This is a genomic window from Nitrospirota bacterium, assembly GCA_040752355.1.
GTDB lineage: Bacteria > Nitrospirota > Thermodesulfovibrionia > Thermodesulfovibrionales > Dissulfurispiraceae > JBFMCP01.
This window is the reverse complement of record JBFMHE010000013.1, coordinates 24,215-37,295: the sequence shown is the minus strand read 5'-3', so window position 1 is coordinate 37,295 and position 13,081 is coordinate 24,215. Positions and strand designations below refer to the sequence as shown.

15 protein-coding genes are annotated in these 13,081 nt (G+C 61.1%); 8 read left to right on the top strand and 7 right to left on the bottom strand.

All coding sequences use genetic code 11. From position 1 onward, the window contains the following. Positions 1-2: 2 nt before the first annotated feature. On the bottom strand, positions 3-1,652 hold the full coding sequence (locus AB1805_10490) for an MFS transporter (protein ID MEW5745847.1): 1,650 nt from the start codon (positions 1,650-1,652) through the stop codon (positions 3-5). 166 nt (positions 1,653-1,818) lie between these two features. Between AB1805_10490 and AB1805_10485 the strand changes: the two genes are divergently transcribed. Then, positions 1,819-2,121 carry a hypothetical protein gene (locus tag AB1805_10485; protein MEW5745846.1) on the top strand — a complete coding sequence of 101 codons (303 nt, stop codon included), beginning with the start codon at positions 1,819-1,821 and terminating at the stop codon, positions 2,119-2,121. A gap of 76 nt (positions 2,122-2,197) precedes the next feature. Further along, complete coding sequence (locus AB1805_10480; protein MEW5745845.1) at positions 2,198-2,398, top strand: hypothetical protein; 201 nt, start codon at positions 2,198-2,200, stop codon at positions 2,396-2,398. A 120-nt stretch (positions 2,399-2,518) separates the two neighbouring features. Here AB1805_10480 and AB1805_10475 read toward each other — a convergent pair whose 3' ends face one another. Then, entirely contained in the window at positions 2,519-2,725 is a 207-nt protein-coding gene (locus AB1805_10475) for a hypothetical protein (protein ID MEW5745844.1), read from the bottom strand. Between the two features lie 223 nt (positions 2,726-2,948). On the opposite strand from AB1805_10475, the gene AB1805_10470 reads away from it, so the two are divergent. Next, complete coding sequence (locus AB1805_10470) at positions 2,949-3,515, top strand: YceI family protein (protein ID MEW5745843.1); 567 nt, start codon at positions 2,949-2,951, stop codon at positions 3,513-3,515. A gap of 13 nt (positions 3,516-3,528) precedes the next feature. Here the strand turns inward: AB1805_10470 and AB1805_10465 are convergent, their stop codons facing one another. Then, on the bottom strand, positions 3,529-4,731 hold the full coding sequence (locus AB1805_10465) for a hypothetical protein (protein MEW5745842.1): 1,203 nt from the start codon (positions 4,729-4,731) through the stop codon (positions 3,529-3,531). A 205-nt stretch (positions 4,732-4,936) separates the two neighbouring features. On the opposite strand from AB1805_10465, the gene AB1805_10460 reads away from it, so the two are divergent. Both AB1805_10460 and AB1805_10455 read left to right on the top strand, forming a co-directional pair. Beyond that, positions 4,937-5,539, top strand: a complete 603-nt coding sequence (locus AB1805_10460; protein MEW5745841.1) for a class I SAM-dependent methyltransferase — start codon at positions 4,937-4,939, stop codon at positions 5,537-5,539. A gap of 56 nt (positions 5,540-5,595) precedes the next feature. After that, positions 5,596-6,138, top strand: coding sequence for a GNAT family N-acetyltransferase (locus AB1805_10455; GenBank protein MEW5745840.1), 543 nt, complete (start codon positions 5,596-5,598; stop codon positions 6,136-6,138). Here AB1805_10455 and asnS read toward each other — a convergent pair. After that, on the bottom strand, positions 6,128-7,513 hold the full coding sequence (gene asnS, locus AB1805_10450) for an asparagine--tRNA ligase (GenBank protein ID MEW5745839.1): 1,386 nt from the start codon (positions 7,511-7,513) through the stop codon (positions 6,128-6,130). The two genes, AB1805_10455 and asnS, sit on opposite strands and share 11 nt — an antisense overlap. Positions 7,514-7,721: 208 nt before the next feature. After that, entirely contained in the window at positions 7,722-8,051 is a 330-nt protein-coding gene (locus AB1805_10445) for a hypothetical protein (GenBank protein MEW5745838.1), read from the bottom strand. Positions 8,052-8,235: 184 nt separating this feature from the next. Between AB1805_10445 and AB1805_10440 the strand changes: the two genes are divergently transcribed. Together AB1805_10440 and AB1805_10435 are read left to right on the top strand one after the other, a co-directional pair. Next, positions 8,236-8,817 carry an HD domain-containing protein gene (locus AB1805_10440; GenBank protein ID MEW5745837.1) on the top strand — a complete coding sequence of 194 codons (582 nt, stop codon included), beginning with the start codon at positions 8,236-8,238 and terminating at the stop codon, positions 8,815-8,817. A gap of 7 nt (positions 8,818-8,824) precedes the next feature. Continuing rightward, positions 8,825-9,076 carry a glutaredoxin family protein gene (locus tag AB1805_10435; GenBank protein MEW5745836.1) on the top strand — a complete coding sequence of 84 codons (252 nt, stop codon included), beginning with the start codon at positions 8,825-8,827 and terminating at the stop codon, positions 9,074-9,076. A gap of 195 nt (positions 9,077-9,271) precedes the next feature. Here the strand turns inward: AB1805_10435 and AB1805_10430 are convergent, their stop codons facing one another. Continuing rightward, a complete protein-coding gene (locus AB1805_10430) occupies positions 9,272-10,480 on the bottom strand; it encodes an NADP-dependent isocitrate dehydrogenase (protein MEW5745835.1) in 1,209 nt (402 codons plus the stop codon). A 136-nt stretch (positions 10,481-10,616) separates the two neighbouring features. Between AB1805_10430 and AB1805_10425 the strand changes: the two genes are divergently transcribed. Beyond that, positions 10,617-10,994, top strand: coding sequence for a hypothetical protein (locus tag AB1805_10425; GenBank protein MEW5745834.1), 378 nt, complete (start codon positions 10,617-10,619; stop codon positions 10,992-10,994). A gap of 12 nt (positions 10,995-11,006) precedes the next feature. Here AB1805_10425 and acs read toward each other — a convergent pair whose 3' ends face one another. Then, positions 11,007-12,908: an acetate--CoA ligase gene (acs, locus tag AB1805_10420; protein MEW5745833.1), complete on the bottom strand. Its 1,902-nt coding sequence runs from the start codon at positions 12,906-12,908 to the stop codon at positions 11,007-11,009. Between the last annotated feature and the right edge of the window lie 173 nt (positions 12,909-13,081).

The following is a 13,081-nucleotide window of genomic DNA, read 5'->3' as shown; positions in this document are numbered from 1 at the left end:
GGCTAACGCAAGCCCTGCGGTGGTTCGGTTATCCTGCCCACCGTATCCTCCCCCTCAACGTTGCTCGCGTAGATATAATGCGACACCCGAGGAGGCGTCGGGCCGCGATGGAAGGACTCCACCCTGTCCTCGATCGCCTTATCGGCAATAGTGACGCGCTCATGATGGCGGAGGTGCTCTGTCCAGGACTCTGCCACGAAGGCCTCGATATAACGCCCCGGTTCGGTCGTATCCCGGAATATCCCCCAGTTGACCGCGCCGTCACGCCTGCGGATGCGGCCCAGCTCGTGCATTGCCGCGATAAAGGCCTGCGCCTGTTCCGGGTCGATGCGGTACTCGACCGTCACCAGCACCGGCTCCTCGTCAGGGTCGTAGGGGCCGACGATTCTCGGGGCGGGCCAGTGGAGCGACGGCTCGAGGCTCGCCTCGCCGCCTTCGACCACACGGAAACGGTGGGTCGCGGCGGCGCTCAGGAACAGCCCGGCGGCAGCGAGGAGGAATGAATGCGAAACGCCGATCCTCGACGCCACGACACCCCAGAGAGAGGCCCCTGCGGCCATGCTGCCGAAAAAGGCGAAGAGATAGAAGGCGATCGCCCTTCCCCTCACCCATGACGGCACCACCACCTGGGCGCTCGCATTCAACGTAGAGAGCAGCGTGAGCCATGCCGCTCCCCCTATGAGCATCGCCGCGCCCGCGCTCACCAGGTTCCGGGTAATCCCGAGTATAAGGAGCATGCCGCCGAAGAGCAGCGAGGCCGCCGATACGAGCATATTCGACGAAACGCGTCTTCGTGCCCTGGCGAGGAAGAGCGCGCCCGACACGGCCCCTGCCCCGAAGAGGCCGACCAGTATCCCGTAGCCGCGGGGGTCGCTCCGGAGCTCGAACCTTATGAAGAGCGGCAGGAGCCCCCAGAACGCGCTGGCGAAGAGCATGAAGGCCCCTACGCGGATCAATACCGCGTGGAGTGCGGGCGCGTGGCGTACGTAGCGGAGCCCGACCCGCACGGCGCCGGTGATCCGCTCCGCGGGCATGATGTTCTCACGGGGAGGACGTTTCCAGCGGTAGAGGACGACGATCACGACGAGATAGGAGACCGCGTTCAGCAGAAAGGCGGCCCAGGGCCCGGCTGAAGCGACGACGAGACCGCCGAGGGCAGGGCCGATGGTCCGGGCGAAGTTGAATCCCGCGCTGTTCAGGGTGACGGCCGCGTGGAGATCAGCGCGGGGGACCATCTCGGGAATGACCGCATGCCATACCGGCGCGTTCAGGGCAGCGCCGAGGCCGAGGGCAAAGGTGAGCCCGATCAGTATCCAGGGAGCGATGAGTCCCATGAGGGCGAGCATACCCAGCGTCGCCGCAACGGCGAAGAGCCATCCCATGGTGAAAAGGAGCATGCGGCGGCGGTCGAGGATATCGGCCAGAGCCCCGGCAGGGAGGGCGAGGAGAAAGATCGGCAGGCTGATCGCCGTCTCGACGAGCGCGATGAGCACGGGCGACCGCGTCAGCGAGGTCATCAGCCAGGCCGCGCCGATCTCGTGCATCCAGGTCCCGATGCTCGAGACGAGATTGGCGATCCAGAATGCCCGGAATATCGTTATGCGAAAGGGGCTCCAGAAGGAAGCCGCCGCGCCGTCGTCATGGTGAGCCATAAGGTATCTCCGCACTCTTTTACCTAAAGCATAGGAACGCTCCTCTCCCCCTGTCAAGGAGAGCTGGTGATCATCGCCTCATTATGCGGTAAACTATAGAAGGGAAAGCAACCCATCGCTGCACCGGCCGGCAGAAATCCGGACCATTTCATGAAAGGGGGACCCCATGGGCTCCATTACCTTCGAGAGCAGCTCGTCGTCCTTTGCCATCCATATTCCCTTCAAGGATTTCGCCGAGGAGCAGCACCTGGTCGAGGTGCGCAAGGACCCGCTGCTCGGGAATACGAGCGTCTGCAACCCCTTTCTGAAGGACAAGGCGAAGGTCTTCTGCGTCTTCAAGATCGTCAACCGGCAGAACCTCTACCCCAATTACCGCAATGACGACTATTTCCTGCAGAAGCTCCTCCATTCAGAGCTGGTCATCACCCCGCCGGAGGAGCTGGCATCACGCTTGAGAGACTGCTTTTAGCCGCATCCGTCAGGGAGAATGCTCTGTACAAAACGACCCGGATTACGGTACGCTACCGCAGAAGGAGGATACCACGATGAAGCATGAGCACCACTTCGAGCCCGTCTCTCACCACGGCATCACCTCTGAAGTCATGGACCTCGGCATTCATGCCGCCGAGATCAGGAAGTGCACGAAATGCGACAAACAGGCGGTCTTCATCCAGACCAAGAAGGGGGAGTGGTTTCCGCTCTTCGATGAGCGCGAGACAGAGGCTAAGGACATCCTGATGGCATAGGCCGGCGGTCGTTTTTCGGTCGCGCGCCCTCTGAAAAGAAAATGCCCCCTTCAACTATCTGCTCTCCGCCTGGTGCGGAGGAAGAGGGCTGAAGGGGACAAGTCCCGGCCCGAAACCGGCCTACTTCTTTTTAGGCGCGCTCTTCTTTGCTGCGGCTTTCTTGGCAGCCGGCTTTTTGGCCGCCTTCTTCTTCGCTGCCGCTTTCTTGGCTGCCGGTTTCTTCGCAGCAGGCTTCTTTGCCGCTTTCTTCGCCGTAGCCTTCTTCGCAACCCTCTTCGTTGCGGGCTTCTTCGCCGCCTTCTTGGTTCCACACGTCTTACATGCCATAGCTTCCTCCTTGTTCTCGTCCTGCCGATCCTTCGGCAGCGTAGCGTGCGACACACTCGCACCACTTACGTTATCGGTGCATCGATGAAAAAGTTGAATTTTTTCCGCAGTTGACTCTCCTGATGAAGCGGGTACAATTTAAGTAAGACCCCGCATACCCCCTTACCCCCGTCCGCTCGTACCATGCGTTCAAGGGCATCCTGTTTCGCAGAGGGAGCATTCTATGGATAAATGGATTATCGACACCGACCGCTCTGTTGCAACCTTCGAGGTGCGTCTCCTCTTCAGGCGGCTGCGCGGAAAGTTCACCCGTATCAGCGGAACGGCCCTTCTCGATCCCGACGACATCACGCGCTCGTCCGTAGCCGCGGTCATTGATGCCGCCAGTGCAGCGGCAGATGACGCGGTCTGGAATACCCAGCTCAAGGGCGCACACTTTCTCGATGCAGAGCACTTCCCCGAGATATCCTTCAGGAGCAGCTCCATCGAGCCGCTGGGGGGCAGCCGCGTAAGGATATTCGGTGAGCTCACGCTGCACGGTACCACCTGCGAGGAGATGCTCGATGCGGAGTATTCCGGTCCCGTGGCAGAGAGGGATTGGGACTATCCCGGTGAGGAACGGCTCAGCATGGGGCTTTCGGCGACCACCGCCATAAACCGCGAGGACTACGGTATCGCCTTCGAAGCAAAGGAGGCCGGCTCGCTGCTCCTCGGCAAGGAGATCCTGATCACCCTGGACATAACGCTCGTCTCGGCCTTTGTGCCGGCCGGGGCGCGGATACGGACATAACGGCAGGATGCTTTCAGGCCGCGTGCTCGCCGCTGCTCCCGCTGCGCCGGTAGAGATTCCCGATCGTCACCCCCGCTGCTCCCAGCCCGAAGAGCGTGGTAAAAAGTGCGACGAAACCGCCAAGAACGGGAGTAAGAGAGAGGACGATATAAACGAGCATGCCGAGGACGAGCGACCACACGGCGTGCCGTTCCTTTCCCCCTCTCTGCATGATCGCCCTTCCCGCCCACAAAATAACGAACAGCCGCGCCACATACATGCTCACCAGGTAGAGGGCAAGGAGGACGAAGGCGAGCGGCACGCCGATGACCGAAATGAACAGGAGAACGATGAGGAGCGGATTCACGACGAAGAGCGCGAACCCGACGCCGAGGGCGCCCCATGGATTGTCCTTGAGCGTCTCCACGGCGGACCGGGTGAATCCCGGGAAGAGGAAGAGCAGCAGCAGTCCTATGATGAACGACGATATATAACTGACGATCTTGAAAAAGAGAAAGAGTCCGCTCACGAAGCCGGCGACCTCGTGCCAGGAGGGGAATATCCGCTCCAGCGGGATATAGGTCACCGGTCCGGCGATCTTCGCCTGCTCGTCGATATACGCCCTTCCGGGACTCCGGTAGGTAAAAGCTCCGGCGACCTCGGCACCCGGAGCGAGGACGATCCGCCGCGCCGCAGCCGTAAGATCGCCTCCTACTCTGTCCGAGAGAGAGAAGGTCCCCCCCATGATACGCACATCCCTGCCGACCGGACCCGCCACGCTGATCGTTCCGCCTGCTGCGGCGAGGCTCTCCTTTATTGAGCCGCTCCTGCCGAGCGTTATATCACCGCCGGCGACCGTCGCATCCTTGCCGACGGCGCCGCTAACCGTAACACGCCCTCCGGCTACCCGTATATCCTGCGCCACCTTTCCCGCAACCGTAACCGTGCCGCCCGCGGCGAGCAGGTCGCCGTTTACCGTGCCGTCGACCATGACCTCGCCGGCCGCGGCATACACATCTCCGTTGACGGTGCCCGAGATCCGGACCGTCCGGCCGGAGGCGAAGTAGTCGCTGTCGATCACCGCCCCCGGGGGGACGATCACGATGCTCCTCTCCGGGTACTTCTTCCGGTCCGCAGCCTGATCGCCCGGACCGTCTGCAGCAGCGACGGCGAGCGCGGCTAGAAGAGTAAGAGAGGGGAGGAGGCCGACCACGGCCGCCCTGTGCCTGTTCGCCATAAAAGCCTCCGTGTCTGCGGGAGATTCTATAAGAATCATACTCCATTCCCTGCGCTTTGAAAAGGAGACCACGCTGCAGCAGCGACTCTCCTCTCCCGAATCGTGATATAATTGTGGTACAAGCTTTCATGCATGTCTGAGCCTGTTCCGTCTCCCTCGCTAACCCTCTATACACTGCCCTGTGCAAGGTAACGGCACGACAGCTATGGTCCACCTGCTCGACCGGCTTATCGCCGACAACCCCGATTTTCACCACCTGCCCGACGGTACGCCTGCCAACTGGGCTGTTTCCGAGGCGGCGCTGCGGTTTCTCTACCGTTGCCTCGCTCCCGGTATGAGCACGCTCGAGACCGGAGCGGGACAGACCACCATCATCTTCGCCCTGTCCGGCACGCACCACGTCTGCATCACGCCGCAGCATGAGCACACCGCGCGCGTCCGCGCCTACCTCGCCCGGCAACGCATCACGGGAACGGTCACCTTCATCCACGAGAGCTCGGACAGCGCTCTGGTCCAGAGCAGGCTCATTCCCGAGGTCCTGGACCTCGTCTTTATCGACGGCGCCCACCGATTCCCCTTTCCCTGCCTGGACTGGCACTATACCGAACGCCGCCTCAGGGTCGGCGGCATTGTAGGGGTGGACGACTGCCGGATGCCGTCGGTGAAGATACTCCACGATTTTCTCTGCGGCGAGGACGAGTGGGAGCTGATCGAAATCGCCGGACAGACCTCGTTTTTCAAAAAGCTCGGCATTGCCGATGTAACCTTCGACTGCCGGGGCCAGAGGATAAACCAACCGCTCTACTGACCGGCGCACCCGATCTCTCGACATGCTTCCCGGCAGCCCAGCAAAAGGGGGCGTTCATGCCCGTCTTGATCGAAAGCAACTCGGTGAGCATCCGGAGGGCGCGTGATGCGGATAAAGAGGCGATCTGGCTCATTCGCTTCCGGGCCATACAGGAAGTGTCGCGGCCCTACTATACACCGCTCGAGATCCATCACTGGTCCGGCTCGATAACGCCTGAATACTATGCGCACACCATGGAGCGGCATGAACTGATCGTTGCCGAGTACGGCGGCAAGGTCATCGGCTTCGGCCAGCTGGACCGTGAGCACGGCTTCATTGAAGCGGTCTATGTCTCCCCCGACTACCTGCGGCGGGGCATCGGCATGAAGCTCCTGGAGACCCTCGAGCAGAAGGCGCTGGACCGGGGCTGCATCATGCTCCAGCTCTGCTCCTCCCTGAACGCCCTGCCCTTTTACGAGCGCGCGGGGTACAAGGCTGCGATGAATATCAGGCTCCGCCTGTCCAACGGGTTCGAGATCCCCTGCATTTATATGACGAAGAAGCTCGCGCCCGCTTCGGAGTCAGGCAGCTGCGGGTACTCCCCGCCCATCAGCCTATAGTCTGCGGCGCCCGGGGGCAGGGGATGACGTCGCGGATATTCGCCATGCCGGTGATATACTGCACCAGGCGCTCGAACCCGAGGCCGAACCCCGCATGCGGCGCCGAGCCGAACCTGCGGAGATCGAGATACCACTGCAGCCCCTCGGCCGGAATGCCGAGCTGCTGCATCCTCCCTTCGAGCACCGCGAGCCGCTCCTCGCGCTGGCTGCCGCCGATAATCTCGCCGATCCGGGGCGCGAGCACATCCATAGCGGCCACCGTCGCGCCGTCATCGTTCAGCCGCATGTAAAATGCCTTTATCCCCTTCGGATAATCGGTCACGATCACCGGCCTCTTGAAGACGGTATCGGTCAGGTAGCGCTCATGCTCGGACTGGAGATCGAGCCCCCACTCGACCGGGAACTCGAACGCCTCTTTCGCCTTCTTCAGCTCCCCGACGGCATCGGTATAGGTGATGTGCGCGAACGAGGATTCCGACAGCCTGCGCAGCTCTTCAATGCTCGTCCTCTTGAAATGCTGTTCGAGAAAGACGAGCTCGCTCTCCCCGCGGTCGAGCGCCCTCGCACAGAGGAAGCGCAGGAACTCCTCGGCGAGCCGCATATCGTCCCCGAGGTCGGCGAAGGCCATTTCGGGCTCGATCATCCAGAATTCGGAGAGATGCCGCGATGTATTGGAATCCTCGGCCCTGAACGTAGGCCCGAAGGTATAGACCTTGCCCAAGGACATGGCGAGGAACTCCGCCTCGAGCTGGCCGCTCACCGTCAGGTAGGTCCGCCTGCCGAAGAAATCCCGGGAGAAGTCGGTCACGTCGTCCCCGTTCTTCGGCAGCCGTTCGAGGTCGAGGCCGGTTACGGTAAAAAGCTCGCCGGCGCCCTCGCAGTCACTCGCCGTGATGATCGGCGTATGCACCCACGCAAAGCTCTTCTCCTGGAAGAAGTCGTGCACGCCGGCAGCGAGGATGTTACGGAGCCTGAAGACAGCGCCGAAGGTATTGGTCCTCGGCCTCAGATGCCCGATCTCCCGCAGGAACTCCAGGGTATGCCCCTTCTTCTGGAGGGGATACTTCTCCGGGTCGGCGGCGCCGAAGACCTCTATAGCCGACGCCTCGACCTCGAACCGCTGCCCTTTTGCCGGAGACTCCCGGAGCACTCCCGCAACCCTGACCGCAGCGCCCGTCGAGCAGAGCGGCAATGTTTGAAAGGCAGGCGACTCGCCGGGCACGACCACCTGCAGAAGCTCCTGCGTCGAGCCGTCGTTGAGGGCGACGAAGGCGAACCCCTTCGACTCCCGCTTCGTCCGGACCCACCCGCAGACTGTCACCCGCTGCCCGATACGCTCGCCCGAAAGGACCTCTTTTATGAGCAACCGTTCCATTGCTAACCTCCTTTATCCCCTCCACTCTCCATAGCAGCAGACCCGGCTCGCTCATACACGACGGAATCCGGTGGACCGCACGGCCGGGGGAGTGAGAGGCACAGAACTGTCTTCTTTATTATAGCACTGGAACAGCAGGAGGACTGTCGCCTTAAGCACGATCAGGCATACATCACCTCACGACATGACCTTGCTTACGGTATCGTTATCAGAAATCGGGGAACATCTTCAGGGAGAGCTCTCTTCCCTCGATCGTCGCCTTCGCCGTAAGGATCCCTCCCTCGATATAGGCGAGCTCGAAGCTCCTGAAGCCGCTCTCGACGAGCTGAAGGGCGTTGGCAGGACAGCCTCCCTCGCACCCCGCAATGCCCCGCACCATCTTCGGCAGGAGCCCCCGCAGGTCGAGCCCCGCAAGGCTGATCCCTTGTGCAGCGACAAAGGCCTCGATCTGCCGGGCAATGCCTTCGACATCGAGGGCGAAAGGATTCGCAATCGGTATCGAGAGCGACGCGCTCTCCATCTTCACATCGAGTTCCATTCTCTCTCTCCTCTTTTCGATTGTGTGAAACAGACAGGGAACTGCGCCGGAAATCTCTCCGCGGGCTCTCGAAAAACCCAGTAATTCTATCCAAAATCGATCAAAATACGCAATGGCGCGGGATTTGCCCCTGCGCTTTAGGGTACAATAGAGACCGTCTTTCATTTCGACGCAGGGAGCGGGTATGAAACGTATCGCCAATTTCCTCTTCGAGGCAGGAATGCTCAAGAGGACGCCGCGGACCGGCTTTCAGTTCCTGGGGTCGGGGGCCGAATCCGTGGCGGAGCACATATTCAGGACCGTATACATAGGGTATGCCCTCGGCCATCTCGCGGGAGCGGTCGATACGGACCGCATCATCAAGATGTGCCTCTTCCACGATCTGCCCGAAGCGCGGACCGGCGACCTCAACTATGTGAATAAAAAGTATGTAAAGGCCGATGAGACCAGGGCGATCGAGGACCTCGCCGCCACCCTCCCTTTCGGCGGTGATATCAAGGCGCTCATCCTCGAGTTCCTGAAGGGAGAGACGGTCGAGGCGCAGTTGGCCCGCGACGCCGACCAGCTCGAGATGATCCTCGCCCTGAAGGAGCACAAGGACCTCGGCAACAAGTACGCCGACGAGTGGCTCGACTTCGCGCTCAAGCGGCTCAAGACGGACGCCGCCCGCCGGCTGGCGCAGACCATCATCGAGACCGACTCCTCGCTCTGGTGGTTCTCCGACAAGAGCGACTGGTGGATTCACGGGGCAAAGGACACACCGTAGCCCCGGCATGGTGCGGCTCACCTTCTACTTCAAACCGGGCTGCTGGCTCTGCGATACCGTCGAAGAGATGCTCAACGGGTTGCAAGAGAAGTACGGCCTCGAGATCAGCAGGGTCGATATCTCCGGCGATGACGCGCTCTACGAGCTCTACCGCTTCGATATCCCCGTCTTGGAGTTCAAAGACGGTTCGACCCTCAATGGACGGATCAAAAAGAGAGAACTGCTCCGGAAACTGGAAGAAAACAGGGATCAGGCTTAACTATTAGAAGCGTATAACAAAATGATTCACTGCAGGTCATCGAAGGCATGATCTATGAGCGGCATGTTCAGCCCAGGCGAAGCCTGGATGGCGAGAGCGGGCTGAACCGCCTCGCAGCAAGGCGTGGACGCCTTGCGAGAATGAGTGAATAGATCATGCCTTCGATGCCCTCGATGCTCATTGTGTGAGACGCTCTTAGACAGCCTTTTTCAGCCGCTCCGCCACTGCATCGATGAATTCTTCGGTGCGCGCGTACTTCGTCACCGGCGGGTTGGCGATGAGCATCAGGTCCTTGGTCATGACGCCGTCCTCGACCGCCTTTATCACCACCTCTTCCAGGGTCTTCGCGAAGGCAACGACGTCGGGCGTGCTGTCGAGCTCTCCTCTCTTGGCCAGGGCGCCGGTCCAGGCGAAGATCGAGGCGATCGAGTTGGTGGAGGTCGGGTTGCCCTTCAGATGCTCGTAGTAGTGGCGCATCACCGTGCCGTGGGCCGCCTCGTACTCGAACATGCCGTCCGGAGAGACGAGCACCGAGGTCATCAGCCCGAGGCTCCCGAAGCCGGAGGCGACCATGTCGGACATCACATCCCCGTCGTAGTTCATGCAGGCCCAGAGCATGCCTCCCCCGGACTTGATCACCTGCGCCACCGCATCGTCGATGAGCAGATAGCGGTACTCCACCCCGGCCTGCCGGAGCTTGTCCTGGGCCTTCTCCACTTCCTCGGCAAAGACATCCCTGAAAAAGCCGTGGTACTGCTTCGAGATCGTGTCCTTGGCGCCGAACCAGAGGTCGACCTTCTCGCTCAGGGCGTAATGGATGCACGACCGTGCAAAGCTCCTGACCGACGTTTCGGTATTGTGCATGCCCATGACCACGCCGCGGCCCTTGAACTCATGGACCCTCGCCGACCTCCTCTCACCGCCGCCCGCTGGCGTGAAGACGAGCTCGACGACGCCGGGGCCGTCGACAACGAATTCGACATCCTTGTAGATGTCGCCGTAGGCATGGCGGCCGATGATGATCGGCTTCTGCCACTTCTGGACCGCGGGAGGGATGTTCTTTATGATAATCGGCTTCCTGAAGACCGTGCCGTCGAGGATCGACCGGATCGTCCCGTTCGGGCTCTTCCACTGCTGCTTGAGGCCGTATTCCTTGACCCGTGCGGCATTGGGCGTGATCGTCGCGCACTTGACGCCGATGCCGTGCTCCTTGATCGCGTTCGCGGCGTCAAGAGTAACCCGGTCATCGGTGGCGTCGCGATGCTTGATCCCCAGATCGTAATACTTCAGATCGACGGCAAGAAAGGGAAGGACGAGCTTCTCCTTGATGAGCTTCCAGATGATCCTGGTCATTTCATCGCCGTCCATCTCGACGATGGGATTCTTCACGCGTATAAGGGCCACGGCTTCCTCCGGTTCGAAAAAAGTTGAAGGAACTACTTTAAATTGAAAATCGGGGTATTGTCAACGGGAGCGGAAAGATTTGAGGGAACATACCTTTTGTGGTATGCTCTTTTCAGAGGAGACGAGGAGCATCCCGATGAGAGTAGAAAACATACCCTACCCGCGCCAGGTCATATCGGTCAGCAGAGAGAATACACTGCGCGTCGAGCCGATCGCCGTGGAACGGAAAGCGGACTTTCCCCTCGATCCGTATTTACCGGAGGTTCGGCCGGAGATGCGGCCGGCAGCCCGGAGCAGCGCTCCCGGCGGACATTTTCCCCTCGTGGAAATTCAGGACGGGTCCGATTCCCCTGCTCTGTACGAAGCGCCGCAGCCGTTGCCGTACCTGATTGAAGCCGAGGTCCTCGCTGAAGAGATTCCGCCGCCGTCGGCTACGGGATACGGGCAGATGGCCAGGGAGCGCTATGCGGTCGAAGAGCCCGCGCCGGAGCCGATCGTCTCGATCTATGTCTGAACGCCTCTCCCCCTAATCTTCCATCGTCGAGATATCGCCGATATCGAGTCCGAGCTCCGTCGCCCTGAGCACCCGCCGCATGATCTTGCCCGACCGGGTCTTCGGCAGCTTATCGACGAAGACGACCTCGGCAGGCGTCGCCACCGGCCCCAGCTCGTGGCGCACATGCCGGACGATCGAGGCGCGGAGCGCTTCGGACTGCTCGTTGCCCGCCCGGAGGATGACGAAGGCCTTGATCACCTCTCCCTTGACCGCGTCGGGCTTGCCGATCACCGCTGCCTCCGCCACCGAGGGGTGGCTCACGATAGCCGATTCGACTTCGGCAGTGCCGATGCGGTGGCCCGCGACGCTCATCACGTCGTCGGCCCTGCCGAGCACCGAGATGTAGCCGTGCTCGTCCCTCACCGCGATATCACCGGTGAAGTACGCGCCGGGAATGGTCTCCCACACCTTCTCGTACCGCTTCGGGTCGTTGTAGATCGTGCGCAGCATATACGGCACCGGCTCGCGCACAATGAGCAGCCCCCCCTTGCCCGGCTCGACCGGCCTTCCCTCCCTGTCGACGATGTCCGCCTTGAGTCCGGGCACCGGCACGCCCGCCCTTCCGGGCCGGGCCGTAATGCAGGGGAAAGTCGCGATCATGGGGCCCGCCACCTCGGTCTGCCAGAAGTTGTCGACCACGAACCCGTGGTCCTCGCAGATATGTTTCTGCGTCCAGCGCCACGCCTCGGGATTGAGCGGCTCTCCCGCGCAGGCGAGTATCCTGAGACTTTTCTTATTGTACTTGTTCGTGAACTTCGTCCCGAACTTCATGAACATGCGTATGGCGGTCGGGGCGGTGAACATCACCGTGACGCCGTACCGCTCCACGACCGACCAGACCGCTCCCGGGTCGGGGAAATCGACGGCGCCCTCCCGGCAGACCACGGTCGCGCCCGAGACGAGGGGGCTGTAGACGATATAACTGTGCCCGACGATCCAGCCGATGTCCGAGGTGGACCAATAGACGTCTTCGTCCTTCAGATCGAAAAAGGCCTTTGCGAGATAATAGGTGCCCACCATGTAGCCGCCGTGCACATGCACCACGCCTTTCGGCCTGCCCGTGGTCCCCGAGGTGTAGAGAATGAAGAGCGGGTCCTCCGCATCCATCACCGCCGCATCGCACTCCGCGGACTGGGCGTCGAAGAGCTCGTAGAAGTCGAGCTCCCTCCCGTTGAAGAGCTCTATCTTTTCGATCGCCCGGCGGTGGACGATGACCTTCTCGATGAACGTAACGTCCTCGATCGCCTCGTCGACGATGGGCTTCAGCGGGATGGCCTTGCCCCGGCGGTAGGTGATATCGGACGTGATGATGACCTTCGCCCTGCTGTCTTCGATGCGCGTCCGCAGCGCATGGTGCCCCATGCCCGCGAAGACCACGCTGTGGACAGCGCCGATCCGGGCGCAGGCGAGCATCGAGATGATGCCCTCCGGCGTTATCGGCATATAGATGACCACGCGGTCTCCCTTTTTCACGCCGATGGACTTGAGGCCGTTCGCCATCTTGTTGACCGCGCGGGCGAGCTGGTGGTACGAGTATATCCGCTCCTCGCCGTTTTCGCAGAGCCAGATCAGCGCGACCTTGTTTTTCCGCCAGGTGGCGATATGGCGGTCGAGGGCGTTCTGGGTGATGTTGACCTTTCCGCCCACGAACCATTTGTGGTACGGTTTCTTCACTTCGGATACCGCCTTCCAGGGTTTCATCCACTGGAGCTCTGTAGCGATGCCGCCCCAGAAGGCGTCGGGGTCTTTTACGGACTTCTTGTAGACCTTGTGGTAGTCCTTCAGGTAGGTATTCGCCTTGAGAGAATCCGGCGGCTCGAAGGTCTGTGCAACCTCCGAGAGAATGTGAATCTTTTCGTCATGCGTCCTCATGGCTTCCTCCGTCGCTAAGTATGTTCCTGTCTCGTTTCCGCCTTTATCGTAAGCGCCTGCAGCCCCGGGGATGAATAAAATAGCATGAGTATACCCGAAATGCGGAATCCCTGTCACTCCAGGGGCGCGAGATGCACCCCGTCCGCCGGTCAAAACAGGGGGGCGGGAGAAAA